Here is a 23,806-nt window from a genome sequence, read left to right as displayed (position 1 = left end):
CGCCTCGCCTCGCGTGCCCTCCGGGTGCGGCTCATTCGCGAGGTGCACCGTGCCGTGGCGTACTGGTGCCCAGCGTGTCAGTGGTCAACGGAGCGCCGGTGCTGACCAGTGCCGCGCGCTGCTCGGCCAGCGGCAGGCGCAGCATGCAGTCCTCGAAGCGGGCGAGATTCTGGAATACCGGCAGTGCCTGCACTTGCGCGACGAGTGCGGCGCTGCACGGCCAGCGTGCGGCGTCGATCGCGTAGCGCACGAACGCGGCGGTGCGGAAAAAGCTGGCGATGCTGATGTCGGCGATCGACAGCGCACCAAACACGAAGCCGTCGTCCGGCAGCTGGCTTTCCAGATAGTCGAGCGCGGCGGGAATCGCCACTTCGCGCGCATGCTGCACCACGGCCTCGTCGGTGGCTTCGCCGAAGATGTGCCGTTTGATCGCCAGTTGGTAGAACAGCCGCCAGATCAGGCCGTCGGCCAGGCGCGTGTCGGCGTACTCCTCCAGCCAGCGCGCCTGTGCCCGGTCGGCGATGTCGCGCGGATAGACCGCCGGCGTCGGATGCCGATCTTCCAGGTACTGGCAGATCACCGAGGAGTCATTCAGCACGAAGCCGTCGTCGATCAGTACTGGGACCCGCCGCAGCGGACTGATCCTGGAGAATTCATCATCGCCGACGAACGGTGCGATCGGGTCGATCTCGTAGTCGAGCCCTTTCAGCTCCAGACAGACCAGCACCTTGCGTACGTACGGCGATATGTAATTGCCGATGACTCTGAGGCGCTGCGGCATGACGGCGACTCCGGCAGACGGAGGCCGCAGCGTGCGATGGCTGCCATATGCGCGTCAAGCAATGGCCGGCGCGGTTGCTGAGTCGGTCGCATCAGGCCGGTTTTGGCCGCCGAGCAGTGCGCCGTGGTGATGGGTACCGGGCAAAGAGGGCAGAGTGGCGTCACTGCGCCATCCGCTGGCGAAATCCGGCGCCCGTGCACCGTTTTTCCGCCCACCGGCCGGCGGCAGGGTGACATGGACCTTTGGCACAGGGAGCGCGACGCGATATCGCGTTAGCATCGGGCGGTTATGCGTCGACGCGGCCGCCAGCGGTTGCGCCATCCAGGGGTTTCGTGGAGGTCAAAGTATGTATGTGGTGATCGGCAAGTCGCGTCTGTTCGGCGCAGTGATCTTGGGTCTGCTGTCGACGGCTGTGGCCGCGCAGGGGCGCACCCTGGGGACGGAGGACTACGCACGCGCGGAGCGCTTCGCCATCTACAACACCATGCCGCTGGTCGACCACGCGGTGCAGAAGGTGAACTGGCTGGACGACGGCCATTTCTGGTATCGCGATCACGACAGCAACGGCGACCATTTCGTGCAGATGGACGCGGCCAGCGGCAAGGTCACGCCGCTGTTCGATCAGGCCAAGCTCGCAGACGCACTGGGCAAGGTGACCGGCAAGCCGGTCGACGCGAAGAAACTGCCGATTACCGGCTACAGCGTGATGCCAGATGGCCGTGTCGATATCGCGGTCAGGGATGCGCATTACCTGTGCGACCTGCAAGCCGCCGGAACCTGCACCGCCGGCAGCGGCGCGAAGACCGATGGCAAGGCGGCTCAGGGCAACGAGCCCGGCGTGCTGTCGCCGGACAAGAAGACCGAAGCCTTCATCCGCAACTGGAACCTGTGGCTGCGCGACGTCGCCAGCGGCAAGGAAACGCAGCTCACCACCGATGGCGTGGAGAACTTCGGCTACGCCACCGACAACGCCGGCTGGAAGCACACTGACAACGCGATCCTGGTGTGGTCGCCGGATTCGACCCAGATCGCCACGTTCCAGCAGGACCAGCGCAAGACCGGCGACATGTACATGATCAGCACCAACGTCGGTCACCCGAAGCTGGAGGCGTGGAAGTATCCGCTGGTCGGCGACAAGGACGTGACCATGATCGAGCGCGTCATCATCGACGTGCCGAGCCACAAGGTAGTGCGTCTGAACATGCCGGCGGACCAGCATCGCTCGACTCTGTGCGATGACGTCAGCTGCGGCCCCGACGGTGGCTGGGACGACGTGAAGTGGGCGCCGGACGGCAAGACGCTGGCCTTCGTGTCCACCTCGCGTGACCACAAGCACGAATGGTTCCGCATCGCCGATGCGAAGAGCGGCGCGGTGCGCACGGTGTTCGAGGAAAGCGTCAAGACCTATTACGAATCCGGCAACGAGCAGGTCAACTGGTTCTACCTGCCCGAAAGCCACGAGGCGGTCTGGTTCTCCGAGCGCACCAACTGGGGCCAGCTGTACCTGTACGACCTCGACACCGGCAAGCTCAAGCGCGCGATTACCACCGGCGACGGCAACGTCACCCAGGTGCTGAAGCTCGATCCGAAGACGCGCACGCTGTGGTTCCGCGGCGTCGGTCGCGAGCAGGGCGTGAACCCGTACTACCAGCAGTTCTACAAGGTCAGTCTCGACGGCGGCAAGCCGACCCTGCTGACGCCGGAGCCGGCCGACCACACGGTGGCGTTGTCGCCGGATGGACGTCTGTTCGTCGATGCGTATTCCACCCCGACGGAGCCGCCGGTGACCGTGCTGCGCAACACCGATGATGGCCGCGCCATGTCGACCGTGGCCACGGCCGACATCTCGCGCCTGAAAGCCGCCGGCTGGGTGCCGCCGGTTCCGTTCACGGTGAAGGGGCGCGATGGCAAGACCGACCTGTACGGGCTGATGTTCAAGCCGACGAACTTCGATGCGTCGAAGAAGTATCCGATCGTCGACTACGTCTATCCCGGTCCGCAGACCGGCTCGGTCGGCAGCCGCAGCTTCATGCCGTCGCGTGGCGATCATCAGGAGCTGGCGGAACTCGGCTTCATCGTCGTGGCGATCGACGGCATGGGTACGCCGTGGCGCTCGAAGGCGTTCCATGATGCCTACTTCGAGCACGTCGAGGACAACACCCTGCCGGACCAGGTCACCGCGATCCGCCAGCTCGGTGCGAAGTATTCGTGGGTCGATCTGGATCGCGTCGGCATCTGGGGTCATTCCGGCGGCGGCAATGCCACCGCGGGCGCGATGTTCCACTACCCGGATTTCTTCAAGGTCGGCTGGGCCGAAAGCGGCAATCACGAGAACCGCAATTACGAGGACGACTGGGCCGAGAAGTGGCAGGGCCTGCTGGTGACCAACAAGGACGGCAGCACCAACTACGACGCCCAGGCCAATCAGAGCTACGCGAAGAACCTCAAGGGCCACCTGATGCTGACCCACGGCACCATGGACGACAACGTGCCCACATCGAGCACGCTGCTGGTGGTCGATGCGTTGATCAAGGCGAACAAGGATTTCGACCTGCTGCTGATTCCCAACGCCCACCACGGCTACGGCAAGGCCACGCCGTACGTGACCCGTCGGCGCTGGGATTACTTCGTGCACAACCTCGCCGGCGACACGCCGCCGCGCGAGTACGAGATGAAGGTGCCGAAGGACTGAGCTTCATCCGCTCTTTCACGGAAGAGCGGAGTGCTGCAAATCCAAAGCACCATGCAGGAATCGGGTTCGTCCGGTACTGCGATCATGCTGAGTACGCGATAAAGGAATGGCCCGGTCAGGCGTTACTCGTTGACCGGGCCATTTCATTTGTCAGCGGGGACTGATGATTTGCGCGGCGCCCTTGGCCAGCGCTTCGTCGAGCAGTTTGCCGACCTGCTGATTGGCCTGCGCGGTGGCCTCTTCCTGGCGTTTGCCGAGGGCTTCCTGTTTGGCACCAAGCGCTTCCTGCTGCTTGCCCAGTGCTTCCTGCTGCCGCCCAAGATCATCCTGTTGGCGGCCGAGTTCGTCTTCACGTGACCGCAGCGTTACCTGCCTGGCATCGAGCTCAGCCTGACGTTTGTCGTTGTTGGCTTGTCCGCTCAGCGCGGCCTGTTCACTGGCCAGCTTTGCCTGCTGGTTGGCGAGCTGTCCCTGCTGCGATCCCAGCGCGCCCTGGCGTGCACCAAGCCCGCCCTGCAAGCCGCCGAGCCGACCCTGTTCGCCACCCAGGCTGCCCTGTTGCTTGCTCAGCGCGGTCACCGGGGCATAGAGCGCCTTGGCGCGCTGGATGTAGCTTGTATCCCGGATCAGATAGGCCTTGTCGCCACGGCGGAACCACAGCATCGGCGTGTTGGTCTTGCGCAGTTGCTCCACGGTCTTGAGGTCGTTCTCCGAGCCGCTGATGGTGACTGCATCGCTGTCGATCAGGGCGAAGCCGTTGCGGGCATTCGCATAGGTGTCGATATCGACATGCCGTGCCGAAAAGCTGCTTCCGGGATTCGGCGGCGGTGGCGGTGGGGGTGGAGGAAGCGGCGGCAGTGGTGGCGGAGCTGGCGGAAGCGGTGGCGGTGGTGAAGGCGGCAAGGGCGGCAAGGGTGGCAACGGCGCCAGCGGTGCAAGGGCGCTGGGCGTCGCCTGTGTCGATGACGCTGTTTGCGGCGAGCTCGCCGATGGAGCGCTCGCCGTGACGCGATAAGGCAACACGCCGGCCAGCACGATCAGGATGATCAACGGCCATCCGCGCATGCGCTGCCGGGACAGGTTATCGGACTGCTGCAACATGGTCAGTCGCCTCTTCAGGTTATGGAACGATGGCGAAGCTCCGGCCAGGCCGGAGTGCATCGGGTGGGCAACACCCAGACGCAGCAGCAGATGGCCGTAGGCCTGCGGCATCGTGCCGGTCTGCTGCAGCACCTGCGCATCGCAGGCGGCTTCGCGGCTCAGCGCGTACTCACGCACCGCCCACGTCACCAGGGGATGAAAGAAGAACAGCCGCTGCGCGACGGCCGGGATCCAGCCCAGCCATAGATCGCCACGGCGCAGATGCGCCAGCTCGTGAGCCAGCGCCATCGACGACTCGGTCAGGGTCAATCGCTGATCCGCCGGCAGCAGCACGGTCGTGCGCCACAGGCCGGTGACTTGCGGCGAACTGATCGCGGCGGAAACACGCAGCTCCGGCTGACGGCGCAGTCCCAGTTTGTGCGCCTGATCCGCGCATACGGCGCGCAACGAATCATCGGTCAACGGCTGCGAGTCGCGCAGCACGTGGCGCGACTCGCGCCACTGTTTGCCTGTGATGAGCAACTGCACGAGCACCGCGGCCAGCCACAGCGAAATCAGGATCAGCCGCCAGTGCGAATACCACGCAGCCGGTGTCGGTTGGACCGAAGCGGGCAGCACGTGGATCGTGGATACGGCATTTGCAATGAGAGCACTCGGCAATGCAGCGTGGTCTTGCGCAACAGTCGCGATCTGCGGTGCCGGCGCCAGCACGCGCAGTTGCAGTGGCGAGCTCCAGCACAGCCCGAGGATCAGCTGCAGGCCCACCAGCCACCACAGCGTGCAGCGCAACGCGGACGGTAGTTGCGGCAGCAAGCGGCCGATCAACCAGACGGCACCGATCAGCAGCACGGCCTGGGCCGAAGTCCAGGCCAGCCGGATCAGCAGGGTATCGAGCAGGACAGTCAGCGAGGCCATCTCACGACTCCTTGCGCTTGGACTGCAGTTGAGTCACCAGCGCTTCGAGTTCGGCCAGTTCCGTGTCGGAGACCTCGGCGCGCTCGGACATCCACGCCACGAACGGCGAGACCGAGCCACTCAGCGTCTTCTCGACAAAGCTGCCGACCGCGCTGCGCATCGCCTCGCCGGGTCCGGTGGCGGTGCTGTAGCGGAACATGCCCTTGACCTGCCGGCGCTTGAGATAACCCTTGCTGCGCAGGCGTTCCATCATGGTCAGCACGGTGGAGCGCGCCAATCCGCGCGGCTCGCCGTAGCCGGCGGCCACCTCGCCCACCGAGGCGTGGCCGCATTCGTCGATGTGATGCAGTAGCGCCAGTTCCTGGTCGCCGATGGTGGACTTGCGCATGGCCGGAGGTCCGTGTGACTACAGATGTAGTCACGCTACGCCATGCCTACACGTGTAGTCAATAGGTCGGACGGTACTCCCGACGCTCGCTGCGTGGCACAACAGGGCCGACCGGTGAACCCGGCGCGTCAGAACGCCATATCGAACGCCACTTCGCCCTGCACGCCGACCTGATACGCCGACACCCGGCGTTCGAAGAAATTGGTCACTTCCTGTACGTCCTGCAGATCCATGAAGTCGAACGGGTTCTTCGCGCCGTATTTCTTCGGCATGTCGAGCTGGGCGAGGCGCTGGTCGGCGCAGTATTCGAGGTACTGGCGCATGTCCTTCACCGACAGGCCGACCACGCCGCCAGAAAGCACATCCTCGGCGAACAGGGCTTCGCAGGCGATCGCGTCTTCCATCATCTGCTCGACCTGCGCGCGCATGGCATCGTCGAACAGCTCGGGCTCCTGTTCGCGCACGGTGCGCACGACATCGAATGCGAATGCCATGTGGCCGCTCTCGTCGCGGAACACCCAGTTGGTGCCGGCGGCGAGACCATGCAGCAGTCCGCGCGAGCGCAGGTAGTAGACGTAGGCGAACGCGGCATAGAAGAACAGGCCTTCGATGCAGGCGGCGAAGCAGATCAGGTTGAGCAGGAACTGACGCCGCTGTTCGCGGGTTTCCAGCCGTTGCAGGTTCTGGATCGAGTCGATCCACTTGAAACAGAACTCGCCCTTGGCGCGGATCGAGGGAATGTTCTCGATCGCCGCGAACGCCTTGTTGCGCTCGGCCGGATCAGGAATATAGGTGTCGAGCAGGGTGAGATAGAACTGCACATGCAGCGCTTCCTCGTACAGCTGGCGCGACAGATACATGCGCGCTTCGGGCGAATTGATGTGCTGATACAGGTTCAACACCAGGTTGTTCGACACGATGGCGTCGCCGGTGGCGAAGAACGCCACCAGGCGATGAATCAGGTGGCGATCGGCGGCGGACATTTTCGACGAGAGATCGGCCGTGTCCATCGAGAAATCCACTTCCTCGACGGTCCAGGTGTTCTTGATCGCGTTGCGGTACATCTCGTAGAAACCGGGATAACGCATCGGGCGCAGGGTGAGCTCGAAGCCGGGGTCGAGGATGTGCGCGTTGCGGAGGGGTTGGGCGGACATAATGTTCCTTCGATGCGGAAATTAGCTCCCTCCCCTGCTTGCAGGGGAGGGTAGGGGTGGGGTCGCTCTTGATCTTCTCGCAAGCTCGGGCAACCCCCTCCCGACCTCCCCCTGCATGCAGGGGGAGGAGCTTATGGACTTACTGGCAGGCTTCGCAGTACTCGGGATTTTCCAGCGAGCAGAACACCGCGGCATTCGCTTGCGCCTGATCCACTACCAGCACGGTCCGGTCCGCCGTCACCGTGGTCTTGGCGATCTTCGTAGCGGGGCGCGAGCGCAGGTAGTACGTCGTCTTGATGCCAGCCTTCCACGCGTACATGTACATCGAGCTCAGCTGCCCAATGTTCGGGTTTTCCATGAACAGGTTCAGCGACTGGCTCTGGTCGATATAGGCGCCACGCGCGGCACCGAGTTCGATCAGTGCCTTCTGCGGCAGCTCCCACACCGTGCGATAGATCGTACGCAGGCGTTCCGGAATCGCGCCGATACCCTGGATCGATCCTTCCGCCAGCTTGATCGCGTCGCGGATCTCCGATGTCCACAGACCGAGGGTCTTGAGTTCGTCGGCGAGGTAACGATTGACCTGCAGGAAATCACCCGACAGCGTCTCGCGTTTGAACAGGTTGCTGACCTGCGGCTCGATGCACTCGTAGCAGCCGGCGATCGAGGCGATCGTGGCGGTCGGTGCGATTGCGATCAGCAGCGAGTTGCGCAGGCCGTGCTGCTTGATGCGTTCACGCAGGGCATCCCAGCGCGCGCTGTCTTGCGGCGCGGCATTCGGCCAGTAGTCGAACTGCAGTTCACCGTTCGCGGCGCGGCTTTCGGCAAAGCCCGGGTGTGCGCCTTCGACCGCAGCGAGTTCGGTCGACATCGACAGCGCGTGGAAATAGATCTCCTCGGCGATGCGGGTGGACAGTGCCAGCGCTTCGGTTGAATCGAACGGCAGCCGCAGCTTGAAGAACACGTCCTGCAGGCCCATCACGCCGAGACCGACCGGGCGCCACTTCATGTTGGCGGCGCGCGCGGTGTCGATCGGATAGAAGTTGAGATCGATCACCCGGTTGAGCTGGCGCACGGCGGTGCGCACGGTCGAGGCGAGCTGTTCGAAGTCGAAGGCGCCGTCAACGACGTGCCGCGCCAGGTTCACCGAGCCCAGATTGCACACGGCCGTCTCGCTGGCCGAGCTCACTTCGAGGATCTCGGTGCACAGGTTGGACAGGTGGATCACGTTGTCGGGATTGGCCGTCTGATTGCTGGTGGCGTTGCAGCGATCCTTGAACGTCATCCAGCCGTTGCCGGTCTGCGCCAGCGTGCGCATCATGCGGGCATACAACTCGCGCGCCTTCACCGTCTTCACGGCGAGGCCGTTCGTTTCGGCTTCGCGATAGGCGCGATCGAAGGTTTCGCCCCAGCTGTCGACCAGGTGCGGCATCACCTTCGGATCGAACAGCGACCAGTCGCCATCGCTTTCAACGCGGCGCATGAATTCGTCGGGAATCCAGTTCGCGATGTTGAGGTTGTGCGCGCGGCGTGCGTCATCGCCGGTGTTGTCGCGCAGCGCGAGGAAATCCTCGATGTCGGCATGCCACGATTCCAGGTACACGCAGGCCGCGCCCTTGCGCTTGCCGCCCTGGTTCACCGCGGCGACCGAGGCATCCAGTGTCTTCAGCCATGGCAGCAGGCCATTGGAATGGCCGTTGGTACCCTTGATCAGCGAACCGCGCGAACGCACCCGCGAATACGCCAGGCCGATGCCGCCGGCGAACTTGCTGAGCTTGGCGACGTCGGCGTACTTGTCGTAGATCGACTCCAGCGAGTCGAGCGGCGAGTCGAGCAGGTAGCACGAGCTCAACTGCTCGTGTGCAGTGCCGGCATTGAACAGCGTGGGCGAGCTGGCGATGTATTCCAGCGAGGATAGCAGCCGATAGAGTTCCAGCGTTTCGCCGATCTCGTTGCCACCGAGCGCGCAGGCGATGCGCATGAAGAAATGCTGCGGCGTCTCGATCACGAAACGCAGCTGCGGATGGCGCAGCAGGTAACGGTCGTACACCGTGCGCAGGCCGAAGTATTCGAAGCGGCGGGTGGCGAGCGGATCGATCGCGTCGTTCAACTTGCGTGCGTTGATGGCGACGAAGTCGCGCAGGCGCGCGTTGAGGATGCCCAGTTCCGCGCCGCGCGCGATTGACTGCGAGAAACTCTGGATTTCCTGGCCGCTCACTTCCTTGTCGATGTAGGCGCCAAGCAGGCGCGCGGCGAGCTGGCCGTACTCCGGTTCTTCAGCGGTCAGTGCCGCGGCGGTGCGGATGGAAAGCTGGTCCAGCTCCTGGGTGGTGGCGCCGTCGTACAGGCCGCCGATGGTCTTCAGCGCCACGCGCAACGGATCGACGCCATGCAGGCCTTCGCTGCTGCGGGTCACCGCACGCACAATCTTGTTGACGTCGACGGTTTCCTGGCCGCCATTGCGCTTGGTCACGCGCATCTGCGCGGGGTTGTGTGGCGGGGTCAGGCTGAAGGCAGTTTCAGGCGAGAGCGGTACGGTGGTTTCAGTAGTGGGTGAATCGACGCGCGCGACGGTGCGCTCGCGGGTGGCGGTATCGAGGGGTTGCATGGCTGGTGGCTCCCGGCATGGACATCAAACGCCTGCTCCCGCGCACAGGGCCTGAAGCGATGGATTCCGGGGATGGCTCACAATGCAGCTGCCGTTTGGCCTACTGCACTGCGACGTGCTTCCCCGCGGAAGCCGTCACTACGCATCGGGACACGTTCGTCCCGATGTGCCGGCAGGTCTTCGGACTTGCGGACATGGATCTTGCGATCCGCCTACTTGCTCCCGCTTCCCAGCCGTCGAAGGCCAGTGCATGTGGGTGCGTTCGTTTCCGCTTTACCGCTGCGGGGCAGTTCCGGAATTACACCGGATTCCCTTTTAAGCCCGACCGACGATCGCGTCTGGACGGGCACCGACGGACACAACATATCGGGTGCGTCGGGTAGGGTCAACCCAACAAGTTGTGCACAAGTCGGGGGATAAGCCGGGCGCGGCAAGCAGCGGCGCGGGTTCTGCGGGGATGCGCTTTATTTCAGAGCGCGTCGTGATCCAGCTCGCCGGTGCGGATGCGGATCACCTGTTCCAGCGTGCTGACGAAAATCTTGCCATCGCCGATCTTGCCGGTGCGGGCGGAGTGCTGGATCGCTTCCAGCACGCGATCGAGCTGGTCGTCGGCGATCGCCACCTCCAGCTTGATCTTGGGCAGGAAATCGACCACGTATTCGGCGCCGCGGTACAGCTCGGTGTGGCCCTTCTGGCGGCCGAAGCCTTTCACCTCGGTCACCGTCACGCCCTGCACGCCGACCTCGGCCAGCGCTTCGCGCACATCGTCCAGCTTGAATGGCTTGATGATCGCCACGACTAGCTTCATGGGCTTTTCCTTGATGTCGACACAGATCGACACGATAAAGCGGCATTCTGCCTGCCCGGCGCAGGCTTGTCGCCTGAGCGCTGCCCGTGTAGGACAATCCCTACAGTTTTTGACGGAGCGTACCGATGGCAGCCTCGATTTCCATTCATCTACTATTTATCTCGACGAGCTTGAGGCGCTGTTCACGATGAACAGGCAGGATATCGATCAGATTGCCCTGCGACTTGTGTCGTTGGTACCGCCAGGATTGGCACAGGCGCAACAGGATTTGCGAGCCAACTTCCAGGACGTTTTGGCGCAGGGACTGCGCCGCCTCGACCTGGTCACCCGCGAAGAATTCGAAGTCCAGACACAGGTGCTGGCGCGTACCCGCGCCAAGGTCGACGAATTGGAGCGACGCGTGGCCGAACTTGAGGCCACCGTAGCTGCCCGCGGGGGCTAGCAACAACCAACCTCCCGGGAGCCGCCCCCGATCCGTCACCCTCACCCCGAGAACGATCGGGGGCGGTTATTTATCCAGCACTGTCGATGGAGTCGCGCGATGTCCTTGCATATCAGCGACTTCTCCGTGCGTGAGCAGCCAGCGTCCGCATGAGTCTTGCCGTCACCCTCAGCCGCGCCCAGGAAGGGATCGCCGCGCCGCAGGTGATGGTGGAAGTACACCTGTCCGGCGGTCTGCCCGCCACCAATATTGTTGGCTTGCCCGAGGCGGCAGTGCGCGAAGCGCGTGATCGCGTGCGCGTGGCGATCCAGAACACCGCCTTCGAATATCCCAACCGCCGTGTCACCGTGAATCTGGCGCCGGCCGAGCTGCCCAAGGATGGCGGTCGTTTCGACCTGTCGATTGCATTGGGCATACTCGCGGCCAGTGGCCAGGTGCCGCGCGAGAAATTGGACGATTGCGAATTTCTTGGCGAGCTGGCATTGACCGGTTCGCTGCGCAGCGTTTCCGGTGTGCTGCCAGCGCTGTTGCGCGCGCGCGCGCGCGGCCGTCGCGTGGTAGTGCCACGCGAGAATGCCGCCGAGGCGGCATTGGTGCCGGATGTGGATGTGCGGGTGGCCGACACGCTGGCCGAGGTATGTGGCTGGTTGCGCGGGGCGCAGGAGCTGTCCGCGCCGATCGGCATTCCCAGCGATGGCGGCGCGAACGGTGGCCCGGATCTGCGCGATGTGCGCGGCCAGTTGCAGGCGCGGCGCGCGCTGGAGATCACCGCGGTTGGTGGCCATCACCTGCTGTTGGTGGGACCGCCAGGTACCGGCAAGACCATGCTGGCCGAGCGGCTGCCCGGCATCCTGCCGCCGTTGTCCGAGTCGGAGGCGCTGGAAACCTGCTCGGTGCTGTCGGTGGCCGGGCAGGATACCGATCTTGCGCAATGGCGTCGCCGGCCGTTCCGGGCGCCGCATCACACCGCGTCGGCGGTGGCGCTGGTCGGCGGCGGCTCGTATCCGCGGCCGGGCGAGATCTCGCTGGCGCACAACGGTGTGCTGTTCCTGGACGAGTTGCCGGAGTTCAGCCGGCACGTGCTGGAAGTGCTGCGCGAGCCGATGGAGTCCGGCCATATCGTGATCTCGCGGGCCGCGCGGCAATCGACGTTCCCCGCGCAGTTCCAACTGGTGGCGGCGATGAATCCGTGTCCATGCGGCTATGTGGGCGACCCGCGCCAACGCTGCCAATGCACGCCGGATCAGATCCAGCGTTATCGTTCGCGCATTTCCGGACCGCTGCTCGACCGCATCGATCTTTGCGTGGAAGTGCCGCCGGTACCCCTCGCCGATCTCGGTGCGCCACGCAGCGAGCGCGACGAGGATTCCGCCACCGTGCGCGCGCGCGTACTCAAGGCGCGTCGGCAATCGCTGATGCGGGCAGGCCGGCCGAACGCGGAAATCAGCACGCGCGAGCTGGAGCGTGATTGCGCGTTGGGCCCGGCTGAACGGCGCTGGTTCGAGACGGCGCTGGAACGACTGGGCTTATCCGCGCGTGCCTATCACCGCGTGTTGCGGGTCGCGCGCACGATTGCCGACCTCGATGGTGGTGCAGCTTTGCTGGAACGAGAGCATCTGGCCGAAGCGCTGCAATACAGACGCTTCTGAACCGCGCCCGCCGGCCTCTCGGCTGGACGTGTCCGCCGTCGCATGCTCCGATAGTGGCTTGAGGTTCGCCCAAGGAATGCGATGACTATCGAGCTCGGCCTGATGCTCGCCGGCATGCTGATGATCGGCTTCCTGGCGCAGTGGCTGGCGTGGCGGGTGAAGCTGCCGGCAATCCTGTTCCTGCTGCTGGCCGGCATTCTGCTGGGGCCGGTCAGCGGCGTGCTCGATCCCGACAAACTGCTGGGCGGTCTGTTGTTTCCAATCGTATCGCTGGCGGTGGCGCTGATCCTGTTCGAGGGCAGCCTCACCCTGCGCTTCCACGAATTGCCGGGCATCGGCCATGTGGTGCGCGGCCTGGTCAGTTACGGCGCAGTGACCGCGTTGCTGCTGCTGGCGCTGGCGGCCCATCTGGTGGCCGGGCTGAGCTGGTCGATCGCCTTGCTGTTCGGCGCGCTGGCCTGCGTCACCGGGCCGACGGTGATCGCGCCGATGTTGCGCACGCTGCGACCGAATGCCCGCATCGCCAACACCTTGCGCTGGGAAGGCATCGTGATCGATCCGCTCGGTGCGCTGTTCGCGGTGCTGATCTTCGAGGCGATCGTGTCGCGGCAGGAGGGTCACACCATCGGCATCTTCATCGCCACGATCGGCTGTGGTGCGATAACCGGCGCGCTGAGTGCATGGCTGACCGGCTTCCTGCTGCGTCGGCAGCTGATCCCCGAATACCTGCAGAACTATGCGGTGCTGGCGGCGGTACTGTTCGCCTTCAGCGTCTCGAACGTGATCACGCATGAATCGGGATTGCTGGCGGTGACCATCATGGGCATCGCGCTGGGCAATATGCGCGGCGTGCATATTGACGACATCCTCGACTTCAAGGAAAGCCTCACCACGGTGCTGGTGTCGCTGCTGTTCATCCTGCTGGCGGCGCGTCTGCACTGGCCGTTGCCGGATGGCATGCTCGGCGCGGGCATCGCGCTGTTCGCGATTGCGCAACTGGTCGTGCGACCGTTGACCGTGCTGCTGTCGAGTCTGGGCAGCGGACTGAGCTGGCGCGAACGGGCATTGATCGGCTGGGTGGCGCCGCGTGGCATCGTGGCCGCTTCGGTGTCGGCGCTGTTTGCACTGCGGCTGGATGCGCTGGGCGTGGCCGGTGCCGGGGCGCTGGTGCCGCTGGTGTTCATCCTGATTATCGGCACGGTGGTACTGCAGAGTGCCACGGCGCGGCCTTTGGCGTTGTGGCTGAAGGTGGCCGAACCGGAGCCACGCGGACTGCTGATCTTCGGCTCCGATGAAGTGGCGCGGGCGATCGGCAAGGTGTTGAGCGAGGCTGGCTTCCACGTGATGCTCGCCGATGACGATTGGGACGGCATCCGTCACGCGCGCATGGACGGGCTCGCCACGTTCTTTGGCAATCCGGCGTCGCCGCATGCGGAGCGCTATCTCGATCTCACCGGCATTGGTCGTCTGCTGGCAGTGTCCACCCATCGCGAACGCAATTCGCTGGCCTGCGTGCATTACCGGCAGGAGTTCGGTCGCGACAAGGTCTATCGGCTGCGCAACCTGACGCCGCAGGAAAACACCGATCGCGCGGCGCTGTCCGGCAGTCTGCTGGCGCCACCGCTGTTCGACGAGGAGATGACCCACGGCCGCTTTGCCGAAATGCTCGAGCATGGCTGGCGGATCAAGTCGACCAAGCTGAGCACTACCTTCGACTGGCCACATTTCATCGAGCAGTACGGCTCGAACAGCGTCTTGATGTTCGGCGTGGAGGAGAAAGGCGCGTTGCGGGTGGCCTCGACCAAACGCGAGCTGGAGCCGAAGCCTGGCTGGACGGTGATTGCGCTGGTGCCACCGACAGCATCGTAGGAGCGCACCTTAAGTGCGCTCCTACAAATATGGCGTCTTTACGCCGCTGAGGCCTGCTTGAACTGCGCTTCCTCGGTCGAACCGGTCAACGCGGTGGTCGAGGACTGACCCTGCTGGATTGCCTGGGTCACCGCATCGAAGTAGCCGGTACCGACCTCACGCTGATGCTTCACCGCGGTGAAGCCGCGCTCGGCGGCAGCGAATTCCTTTTCCTGCAGTTCGACGAACGCGCTCATCTGGCGACGCGCATAACCATGCGCCAGATCGAACATGCCGTAGTTGAGGCTGTGGAAGCCGGCCAGGGTGATGAACTGGAACTTGTAGCCCATCGCGCCCAGTTCCTTCTGGAACTTCGCGATGGTGGCGTCGTCCAGATTCTTCTTCCAGTTGAAGCTGGGCGAGCAGTTGTAGGCCAGCATCTTGCACGGGAATTTTGCGTGGATCGCCTCGGCGAACTTGCGTGCATCTTCAAGGTTCGGCTTGCTGGTTTCGCACCAGATCAGGTCGGCGTACGGCGCGTAGGCGAGGCCGCGGCTGATCGCCTGGTCCAGGCCCGGACGCACGCGATAGAAACCTTCCACGGTGCGCTCGCCGGTGACGAAGGCCTTGTCGTTCTCGTCGATATCGGAAGTGAGCAGGTCGGCGGCATCGGCGTCGGTGCGCGCGACCAGCAAGGTCGGCACGCCGGCGACGTCGGCGGCGAGGCGCGCGGCGTTCAACTTGTCCACCGCCTCGCGCGTCGGCACCAGCACCTTGCCGCCCATGTGGCCGCACTTCTTCACCGAGGCCAGCTGGTCCTCGAAATGCACGCCGGCGGCGCCGGCCTCGATCATCGCCTTCATCAGCTCGAACGCGTTCAGCACGCCACCGAAACCAGCCTCGGCATCGGCCACGATCGGTACCAGCCAGTCGGTATCGTCCTTGCCTTCGGCATGGTGCAGCTGGTCGGCGCGCAGCAAGGTGTTGTTGATGCGCTTGACCACCAGCGGCACCGAGTTGGCCGGATACAGCGACTGGTCCGGATACATTTCGCCGGCCACGTTGGCGTCGGCGGCGACCTGCCAGCCTGACAAATAAATTGCCTGCAAACCTGCCTTGACCTGCTGCATCGCCTGGTTGCCGGTCAGCGCACCGAGAGCGTTGACGAAGTCCTCCTTGTGCAGCGACTTCCACAGCCGTTCGGCGCCACGTCGCGCCAGCGAGTGTTCGACCGCGACGGTGCCGCGCAGACGCACCACATCCTCAGCGGAGTAGTTGCGCTGGATGCCGGCCCAACGGGTGTTGTTGTTCCAGTCCAGGGTGATCTGTTCGGCGGTGGGCAGCGTGGTGTTTTTCATGGCGTGGCTCCGTGGAATCGAAGGTGGTGTGAGGCTCGGCGAGCTGGCGTCAGCCGAGCTGGTCGTAGGCGGGCAGAGTCAGGAAGTTGCCGAGCTGGTCGGCGTGGGTCATGGCGGAAAGCAGGGCGGCGGCCGCATCGGCACGGGTGGCGCCGGGATGCTGGCTGTCGCGCAGGCGATGGGTGTGCGCGGCCATGGCGTGGTCGAACAGGGCGAAGTCGATCGGCGCGTGGTCGGGGAATTCCAGCGCGCCCCCGGTCGGCGTTTCGCCGGCCGGAATGTCGGCATGGTGCAACCATTGCCACAGCTGCGCGCGGGCGATCTCGGCGGTGGCGGCGTCCTCCATCAGGTGATGGATCGGCACGCAGCCGAGACCATCCAGCCACGCGGCGGTGTAACGCAGGCAGACCTCGACGTTGTTGTCGAAACCGGCGCGGCTGATCGTGCCGTTCGGCGCGGCGAGCAATTGCTCGCGGGTTACTTGAACGTCCTTGCGCAGCACGCGGAGCTGGTTCGGTGTCGGCATGTAGCGGTCGAAAATTTCCTGCGCGACAGGCACCAGTGCGGGATGTGCGACCCAGGTGCCATCGTGGCCGGCCTGCACTTCACGCAGCTTGTCGGTGCGTACCTTGGCCAGCGCGAGCTCATTGGCGGCGTCATCGCCCTTGATCGGAATCTGTGCCGCCATGCCGCCCATCGCGAACGCGCCGCGACGATGGCAAGTCTGGATCAACAGTTCGGAATAGGCCTTCAGGAACGGTGCGGTCATCTGCACCTGGCCACGCTCCGGTAGCAGGCGGTCGCGATGACCGCGCAGGGTTTTCAGATACGAGAAGATGTAATCCCAGCGACCGCAGTTGAGACCGACCGCACGGCGTCGCAGCGCGTGCAGGATCTCGTGCATCTGGAATGCCGCCGGCAGCGTCTCGATCAGCACGGTGGCCTTCATCGTGCCGACCGGCAGCTGCAGCTCGTCTTCGGCGGCGGCCATCACCTCGTCCCATAGCGCGGCTTCTTCCATCGCCTCCAGCTTGGGCAGGTAGAAATACGGGCCGCGCTGGCGGCGGTGCAGCGCACGGGCGTTGTGGAACACGAACAGGCCGAAGTCGACCAGCGCGCCGGCCATCGGCTCGCCGTCCACGCTGAAGAACTTGTCGTGCAGGTGCCAGCCACGCGGACGCACCACCAGCACGGCCGGATTCTCATTGACGCGGTAGTGCTTGCCCTCGGGCGTGCTGAACTCGATCGTGCCGTTCACCGCATCGCGCAGGTTGATCTGGCCGTCGAGCTGGTTGGCGAAGGTGGGCGCCGAGGAATCCTCGAAGTCGGCCATGAACACCTTCGCGCCGGAGTTCAGCGCGTTGATGATCATCTTGCGTTCGACCGGGCCGGTGATCTCGACGCGTCTGTCCTGCAGTGCAGCCGGGATGGGTGCCACAGTCCAGTCGGACTCGCGGATCGCCCGCGTGTCGGCGCGGAAATCCGGCAAACCGCCAGCGTCGTACCCCGCCTGACGTTCGCGCCGGGCCTGCAACAAGTGCTGCCGGGTGGCGTCAAAGCGGCGGTGCAACTGGGCCAGAAAACCCAGCGCCGCGGGAGTCAGGATGCTTTCGTAACCGGTGTGGTCGGCATGGATCTCGACGGCGCCGATATCGAGTCGTTCCTGCGGTACTGCCATGGGTTCGCTCCGTGTCGTGAATGACTCGAAGCTAGGGTGGAATCATATATTTGACAAAGTGAATGTTTCAATCATTAATATGAGCATAAGCAATACATGCTTCAACACATTGAAAGAAGAGCATGAAAACGCCCGTTGGCGCGCTGAACAAGCCGAAAAAAATACGCCGCAGCGCAACAAAAAAGCGTGTCGACGCTGAGCCGGCGGCGGAAAGCGGCGGCCGTTACTACTACAAGGGCAACCGCCACAAGCAGCTGCGTGCCTTCGTCAGCGTGGTGAAACTGGGCACGCTGACCCGCGCCGCGGAGGCGCTGTATCTGTCGCAACCCACGGTCAGCCTGCTGTTGCAGGCGCTGGAGCGGGAACTTGGCGTGAGCCTGGTCGAACGTCGGCGCCGCCGCATCAACCTCACCGATGCCGGCGAGGTGCTGTACGAGCTGGCGCGACCGCTGGTCGAGGGTTGGGAGACGCTGGATCGCGACTTTCAGAGCCGGGTGCAGGGATTGCAGGGCGGCCGGCTGACGATTGCGGCCGGCACCTCGACGATCCAATACCTGTTACCCGAACTGGTGCGCCGTTTTCGCGAACGCTTTCCCGCCGTGCAACTGCAGCTGGCCAATGTCACCGGCAAGGACGGCATGGCGCTGCTGCGCGCGGACGATGCCGATTTCGCGGTGGGCTCGATGCTCGACGTGCCGAACGACATCGCCTGGGCGCCAGTGCATCACTACGATCCGATGCTGATCATGCCGCCGGATCATCCGCTGGCGGCGAAGGAGAAGATCACGCTGGAGGATCTGTCGCCGTACGGCTTGATCCTGCCGCCGCAGCGCCTGTCCACCTACCGGCTGGTCGACCTGGTGTTCCAGCAGCGCCAAGTGCCGTACCACGTCGCGATCGAAGTCGGTGGCTGGGACGTGATCAAGGAATACGTGGCGATGGGCATGGGCATCTCGATCGTCACCGGCATCTGCATCACCGAGGCTGATCGTGGACGTCTGGCCGTGCGCAACATGAAGCAGTACTTCCCGCAGCGCAGCTACGGCGTGGTGATGCGCAAGGGCAAGTTCCTCAGCGCCGAGGCGCGTGCCTTCATCGACCTGATTCGTCCCGGTCTGCTGACCCATCGCGACTACGACGAGTCAGGGCACTCGCAGCGCTGAGCAGCATCGCAGGGCCATCGCATCGCGGCCGACTGCAGCACCACGCCACCGCCTGCAAGCCGGTGCTATTCCGGGCCAATGGGAACGCCGGCCAGATCGACCACCCATTTCGGCGAAGTCGGCTCGCCGCCGTAGAACTTCCACGACTTGCCTGCGGCTATCGCCCAGCGATGGATCCAACTGGTGCTGAGCGCGCTGGTGAATTCGTCCGCGCGTCGATAGGCGGGATCGCGCATGGCCTCGTCGATGCCGACGAATCGGTAGCCGCGTGCACGCAACCCGGCGACGAAATCGGGGTAGGTATCGGCATTGAGCGCATTGGCGTGCAACAGCATCACCTGCGGTAACGCATAGCCAAGCAGCTTGATCGAGCGGTGCTCGAAGTAGTTCACCATGCGCAGCAGGTAGGGCACGTATTGCGCGCGCAGCTTCGCCTGGGTGGCGGCATCGCCGCCGTCCAGAGCCTTGGCGTAGGCAGCGGCCCAGATCCAGTCGGAGTCGGTAATCGTGACCGGCGCGATGCGGTAACCGTGCGCAGCGAGGAAGACATCCATTGCCGCCTTGTCTTCCAGCGTGCGCCCGGTGCGCAGGTAAGGATGGCGGAACCATTGCGGCTCATGGTCGCGCTTGGCCAGCAGTGGGCGCAGCACACGGTCGCAGGCAAGTATGTCGTCCTCGTAGGCCTGTACGCCGACGGCGTGCAGGTCAGCATGAGTGGCGGTGTGGTTGCCCAGTTCCAGTCCGGCATCGAGCCAGGCGTCGAGTATCGCCGTGCGATCCGGTTGCGGCTGGCCGCGGACCAGTAGGCGCGCGGAGTTGACGAAACCGATGGCAGGCGTCCCCGCGGCCTCGATTGCCTGCACCAGGCGCGCAGACTCGGCCGCGATGCGCGGCGGCACCGTGCCCTGAGCGGGCAGCGGCGTGTTCGGATCGAGGCTGGCCCAAGGCAGGTCGTCGAAGGTGATCGCGATGCGCCGGTCAAGGGATGCAGTTGCGGTTGCTGTCTGCGCCGCCATGGGCGCAGCCGGCAACAGGCACATTAGCGCGATGCAGGCAAAGTGCAGCGGTCCCTTCATGTTCTCCCCCGATACGGTGCCAGATGCGTGCTTGAGCCAGTCCATGCGCGGCAATGGAGCTGCGCACGAACTAGTGCCGCGACCAATAGCGGCAGCGCCGCGATATCGCGATAGAGGATTTCTGGAAGGACGCACCTGTCACACACCGGTGAGCGCCTTGGTCGAATCGAACAGGACGGGATCCATCACGCCGTTCAACGCACTGATGGGCAGCGGCTGGCGCGGAACTCGCAGAAGCGGTAACGCAGGTTCAGCCCGACGGTGGTGCCCTCGTAGTGGCCGAACTGGTTTAGGCGCTGGCTGTACCCGACATGGCCGACCAACTGCCAATGGCTGAAGATGCCGACGGTCAGCTCGGCGTTGACGTCGGTGGCGCGTTTCCAGTTGTCGAAAGTCTCGTCCCTCTGCTGGCCGAGCGCGGCCGACAGGTACAACCCGGCTTCCTGGCCCAGCGAGATGTAGCTGGAAGCCACGGCAGCATAGCGTCGGTAGCGATCGGGGCTGTAGTAGCCATTGCCGGTGTTGCGGGTGTTGTGCTGACCCTCCGCCTGCAGACCGAGGTCGAACGTCACTCGCCCGCCGCGGTACATGGCATGGGCATAGTTGGCCAGCACCGAAGTGCGGTGGTTGTCGTCGTCGAAATCGTCGCTGGCGATGCGCGCATCGAAGCGGTCACGCAGCGTCGGCGTCCAGCGCAGGTCGGCAGTGAGGCCATGGCGCATCACCGCCAGCGCGCGCGGCGATTGATCGACGCGGTCGCGGTCGAAGGTGAGTGCATAGAGGAAGGCGTCGCTGGCGCGTTGCGAGAGCAGCAGGTGGCCGATCGTTTTGTTGTCGCTGCCGACACCGCTGTCGATCCGCGAATTGCCCATCCACAGCTCCAGTGCGGTGTCGGGCGATGGTGCGAAGCGCAGCCCTGTGCCAATGCGATCCTCGTCGACCTGGTTGTCGCCGAGCAGCGGCGCGAACGGCCCGCCGAAGGCGGCCGAGTGCTCGCGTCGCGTGGCGCTGGCCAGCAGCCGCCAGCGATCCGACAGCCACAGGTTGGTATCGGCGCCGATGCTGCGGATTTCGATGTGATCTGAATCGCTATACAGCGAGGGCGTCAGGCCGATCGAGGAGAACAGCGGCAGGCGCACCGCCTTGGCGAGGTCGTTGGTGTCCTTGTCGTCCGGCTTGACCGCCTGCACGGCGGCCAGCGCCGGCAAGGCCTGGTACGGCCATTCTCCCTGTCGCAGGATCAGCGCCTGAGTCCAGGCGTTGTCATAGTCGCTCGGGTCGGCCGCGTACAACGGCGTGTTGAGCGCCAGCGCGGCATCGCGGCGTTCGGCCCAGGCCAGCACCCGTGCACGCAGCGCGGCGGCTTCTTGGTCATCAGCGCCGAACCCTGCCAGCGCGTCGTCCGCCTTCGCGTAGTCGCCGAGCCAGGCGAGGAAACGCGCCCGATCGAGCCGCGCGGCATGGTCGTCCGGGTGCTTGGCGAGATAGGCGTCAATCAGGTGCAGCGCTTCGCTGGTGTGTGCGGCCCAGGCAGCGTCCAGCGCCGGCTGGTAGGCGACTGCGTTCTGCGCGAAAGCCGGTTTCAGGGACAAGGTACAAGCGAGCGCGCAGGCGAGCAGGCTGGCTCGGCCCAGCGCCGAAATGCGGGTCGATGTCCGACGGCGGGAGGTCATTTGCGCCATTTGCGGTTCCCCGTAATCCACAGGTCGATGGCGAACTGGCCGAGCGTGCGGATCTCGGTCAGTACCAGGGCGTAACGCAACGGCGTCACCAGCAGTCCCTTGCCCAGCATCTTCAGGCGCTCACCACGAGAGATCACGGTCAGCACCATCAGCGACAGCACCGATTCCGCCAGCAAGGTGATCAGCAGCGGTTCCCACCAGCGCAGCAGGACCAGCACGATCAGCGCGGTGGGAAAACCGATCTTCTCGATCGCGGACATGAAGATGATCCAGCCGAGCGGGCGACCGTAACGCTTGGTGACTTGCTCGCCGAACGCCTGCCGGTACGGTTCCTGGATCTTGCGCATTTCCTGGATGTGTTGCCCGTGTTCGCCGTGCTTCTCGTCCCAGCGCCGGCGCAGGCGTGCGAACACCTTGAACGGGCTGCGGACCAGCGGATCGAAGTAGTAGCAACTCTGCAGGAAGGAAGAAGACCACAACGAGATCTGGCGCGGCAGCTGGGTGGCCAGCGGCTCCTCCGAGCGTGCTGTCACGTCCAGCAGCTGGGAGTTGCGGTAGCCCTGATTGATCAGGGCGAAGCCGATGAAAATGTCTTCGGAATTGGTCAGGTTGTCGCCGAACTGCGGCTCATAGCGGTCGAACAGATCCTTGACGTATTCGCGGCGGTAAGCCACGGCGCAACCCACCGGGTTGGTGATGCCGCCGAAGAAGACCGCCTGGCCGTGAAACACGAAGCCCTGCAGGAAGCGGTACAGGCAATCGCGGTAGATGTTGGTCAACCCCCACCACATCAGCTGCAGTCGGCTGCGCGCGGCCTTGGGGTCGATGAAGGGCGCACCGGCGAGCACCGCAGCGTATTCCGGCGTTGCGGCCAGGTTGCGGCGATCTACCAGGCGCATCGGCAGCACGCGGCCGCAGACCGAGGCGATGCCGGCACCCTTGTAGAGTTCCTCGACACAGCGGGCGATGTAGTCGGGCGATTCCAGGAAGGTGTCGCCGTCGAGGATGAACTCCACGTCCGAGTCGAACTCGCGCGCCTGCCGTTTGATCGTGGGCGTCTTGCCGATCGACGACTGGCGCCGGATCACCTGGACGTTGAGGCCCAGTCGCTGCGCTGCCTGTTCGGCGCAACTGGCTGTGGCGTCCGTGCTGCCGTCGTCGACCACGATGATGTTGCGTGGCTTGAGCGTCTGCCGCGCCACCGAGACGAGGCAGTGAGTGATGTTCTCCGCCTCGCGATAGGCCGGAATGACCACGTCCACCACGGCCGTGCGCCAGTCGTGGGTAGGTGTGGGTACGGTCCGGTCCGGACCGCGCAGCAAGCCGATAATGCTTAGCAGCGCGTTAGGACTGATGACAAACCAGGGGGCGGTGGCCATGTTCAGTCCCTGCCAAGGCGGCTCGGCGTTCAAGGATGAGTTCGTCGAGGGTGTCTTCCAGCGTGTAGCGATGCTCGAAGCCGGTGAGTGTGCGCAGGCGATCCAGCGCAGGCCGCCGCCGCTGGATATCCTCGAAATCCTCACCATAGGCCTTCAGGTAAGGCACATGGCAGATTTTCGAGTCACTGCCGGCGCGCTCACAGATAAGCCTGGCCAGGTCGTTCATGCTGATTTCGCGGTCGTTGCCGATATTCGCGACCAGCGCATCGTGGCTTTCCCGTGAGGCAAGCAAATCCATGGCGGCCACGTTGTCGCGCACATCGCAAAACGAGCGGGTTTGTTCGCCGTCACCGTAGACCGTGATCGGTTCGCCGCGCACAGCCTGATCCACGAAGCGCGGCACGACCATGCCATAGCGGCCAACCTGGCGCGGCCCGATGGTGTTGAAGAAGCGCGCGACCAGCACCGGTATGCCGAATTTCTGCGAATAGGACAGCGCCAGTGCTTCGTCCGCGATCTTGCTGACCGAGTAGTTCCAGCGCGTGCCGACGCGGGTGGATACGCTCAGATCCATATTCTCGTGCAGCAGACCTTCGTGCTGGTGGCCGTAGACCTCGGAACTGGAAGCGACGACCACTTGCGGCAACCAGCCGCCGGCAGCGACAGTGCGGAACAGTCGCTCACAGGCCGCGATATTGGTGGCCAGCACCCGCGTAGGCTCGGCGATCACGCGATACACGCCGACGACGGCGGCCAGATGGTAAATACGGTCCGCCCAGGCGGCAGCCTGTTGCAGCAGCGGCCAGGTCAGCACATCTGCTTCGTCGAAGCGGAAAGACGGCTTCGACTCGAAGGGGGCCAGATTGGCGCGCGAGCCGGTCGACAGATCATCCACTACATGGACTTTGTCGCCCCGGGCAAGATGCAGCGCTGCGAGATGGGAGCCGATGAAGCCGGCTCCACCAGTGATCAATACGTGCATGTCGAAGTTCCCCTGTGTGCTCCGAGCTGTGATCAAAATTTCGATCAAAAATGTGAACCGAATCACATTTGCTTGCTCGTGAGACAAGCATGCACTATGCCA

The 23,806-nt window shown here is 64.4% G+C and carries 17 protein-coding genes and 1 riboswitch; of the genes, 5 read left to right on the top strand and 12 right to left on the bottom strand.

What is annotated here, in order from left to right:
* Positions 1-31: 31 nt before the first annotated feature.
* Complete coding sequence (locus IE071_RS11945; protein ID WP_189441416.1) at positions 32-781, bottom strand: glutathione S-transferase family protein; 750 nt, start codon at positions 779-781, stop codon at positions 32-34.
* A gap of 346 nt (positions 782-1,127) precedes the next feature.
* Between IE071_RS11945 and IE071_RS11940 the strand changes: the two genes are divergently transcribed.
* A complete protein-coding gene (locus IE071_RS11940; RefSeq protein ID WP_189441415.1) occupies positions 1,128-3,473 on the top strand; it encodes a S9 family peptidase in 2,346 nt (781 codons plus the stop codon).
* Positions 3,474-3,623: 150 nt separating this feature from the next.
* On the opposite strand, the gene IE071_RS11935 is transcribed toward IE071_RS11940, so the two are convergent.
* From IE071_RS11935 to glnK, 5 genes are all read right to left on the bottom strand, one after another.
* Positions 3,624-5,489 (bottom strand): M56 family metallopeptidase, encoded by a 1,866-nt coding sequence (locus tag IE071_RS11935; protein WP_189441414.1) that lies wholly within the window; start codon positions 5,487-5,489, stop codon positions 3,624-3,626.
* A gap of 1 nt (position 5,490) precedes the next feature.
* The gene (locus tag IE071_RS11930) at positions 5,491-5,877 is read right to left on the bottom strand and encodes a BlaI/MecI/CopY family transcriptional regulator (protein ID WP_189441413.1); all 387 of its coding nucleotides are present in this window, start codon (positions 5,875-5,877) and stop codon (positions 5,491-5,493) included.
* A 128-nt stretch (positions 5,878-6,005) separates the two neighbouring features.
* Positions 6,006-7,031, bottom strand: a complete 1,026-nt coding sequence (locus tag IE071_RS11925) for a ribonucleotide-diphosphate reductase subunit beta (RefSeq protein WP_189441412.1) — start codon at positions 7,029-7,031, stop codon at positions 6,006-6,008.
* Positions 7,032-7,170: 139 nt separating this feature from the next.
* The gene (locus tag IE071_RS11920) at positions 7,171-9,639 is read right to left on the bottom strand and encodes a ribonucleoside-diphosphate reductase subunit alpha (RefSeq protein ID WP_189441411.1); all 2,469 of its coding nucleotides are present in this window, start codon (positions 9,637-9,639) and stop codon (positions 7,171-7,173) included.
* Between the two features lie 154 nt (positions 9,640-9,793).
* Positions 9,794-10,008: riboswitch (cobalamin riboswitch) on the bottom strand.
* A gap of 100 nt (positions 10,009-10,108) precedes the next feature.
* Positions 10,109-10,447 (bottom strand): P-II family nitrogen regulator, encoded by a 339-nt coding sequence (gene glnK, locus IE071_RS11915; RefSeq protein ID WP_077440644.1) that lies wholly within the window; start codon positions 10,445-10,447, stop codon positions 10,109-10,111.
* A 187-nt stretch (positions 10,448-10,634) separates the two neighbouring features.
* Here glnK and IE071_RS11910 point away from each other — a divergent pair, with 187 nt between their 5' ends.
* From IE071_RS11910 to IE071_RS11900, 3 genes are all read left to right on the top strand, one after another.
* The gene (locus IE071_RS11910) at positions 10,635-10,889 is read left to right on the top strand and encodes an accessory factor UbiK family protein (protein WP_189441809.1); all 255 of its coding nucleotides are present in this window, start codon (positions 10,635-10,637) and stop codon (positions 10,887-10,889) included.
* A 149-nt stretch (positions 10,890-11,038) separates the two neighbouring features.
* Positions 11,039-12,538, top strand: a complete 1,500-nt coding sequence (locus tag IE071_RS11905; RefSeq protein WP_189441410.1) for a YifB family Mg chelatase-like AAA ATPase — start codon at positions 11,039-11,041, stop codon at positions 12,536-12,538.
* A gap of 81 nt (positions 12,539-12,619) precedes the next feature.
* Entirely contained in the window at positions 12,620-14,407 is a 1,788-nt protein-coding gene (locus IE071_RS11900) for a cation:proton antiporter (protein WP_189441409.1), read from the top strand.
* 38 nt (positions 14,408-14,445) lie between these two features.
* Here IE071_RS11900 and aceA read toward each other — a convergent pair whose 3' ends face one another.
* Entirely contained in the window at positions 14,446-15,744 is a 1,299-nt protein-coding gene (gene aceA / locus IE071_RS11895) for an isocitrate lyase (RefSeq protein ID WP_189441408.1), read from the bottom strand.
* A gap of 49 nt (positions 15,745-15,793) precedes the next feature.
* Complete coding sequence (aceB, locus tag IE071_RS11890; protein WP_189441407.1) at positions 15,794-17,422, bottom strand: malate synthase A; 1,629 nt, start codon at positions 17,420-17,422, stop codon at positions 15,794-15,796.
* 122 nt (positions 17,423-17,544) lie between these two features.
* Between aceB and IE071_RS11885 the strand changes: the two genes are divergently transcribed.
* Positions 17,545-18,585 (top strand): LysR family transcriptional regulator, encoded by a 1,041-nt coding sequence (locus IE071_RS11885; protein ID WP_189441406.1) that lies wholly within the window; start codon positions 17,545-17,547, stop codon positions 18,583-18,585.
* Between the two features lie 65 nt (positions 18,586-18,650).
* Here IE071_RS11885 and IE071_RS11880 read toward each other — a convergent pair whose 3' ends face one another.
* The 4 genes from IE071_RS11880 to IE071_RS11865 all read right to left on the bottom strand — a co-directional run bounded on the left by IE071_RS11880 (position 18,651) and on the right by IE071_RS11865 (position 23,704).
* Positions 18,651-19,661, bottom strand: a complete 1,011-nt coding sequence (locus IE071_RS11880; RefSeq protein ID WP_189441405.1) for a polysaccharide deacetylase family protein — start codon at positions 19,659-19,661, stop codon at positions 18,651-18,653.
* Between the two features lie 194 nt (positions 19,662-19,855).
* Complete coding sequence (locus IE071_RS11875) at positions 19,856-21,334, bottom strand: PgaA family protein (RefSeq protein WP_229792873.1); 1,479 nt, start codon at positions 21,332-21,334, stop codon at positions 19,856-19,858.
* Positions 21,331-22,722, bottom strand: a complete 1,392-nt coding sequence (locus tag IE071_RS11870; protein ID WP_189441404.1) for a glycosyltransferase family 2 protein — start codon at positions 22,720-22,722, stop codon at positions 21,331-21,333. The genes IE071_RS11875 and IE071_RS11870 overlap by 4 nt, the downstream gene beginning before the upstream one ends.
* Positions 22,688-23,704: an NAD-dependent epimerase/dehydratase family protein gene (locus IE071_RS11865; RefSeq protein ID WP_189441403.1), complete on the bottom strand. Its 1,017-nt coding sequence runs from the start codon at positions 23,702-23,704 to the stop codon at positions 22,688-22,690. Before IE071_RS11865 ends, IE071_RS11870 begins: the two co-directional genes overlap by 35 nt.
* Positions 23,705-23,806 lie beyond the last annotated feature (102 nt).

The sequence above is a fragment of the Rhodanobacter panaciterrae genome (assembly GCF_014651895.1).
GTDB classification, from domain to species: domain Bacteria; phylum Pseudomonadota; class Gammaproteobacteria; order Xanthomonadales; family Rhodanobacteraceae; genus Rhodanobacter; species Rhodanobacter panaciterrae.
The sequence above is the reverse complement of the archived record's forward strand: the minus strand, read 5'-3'. Positions and strand labels throughout refer to the sequence as shown.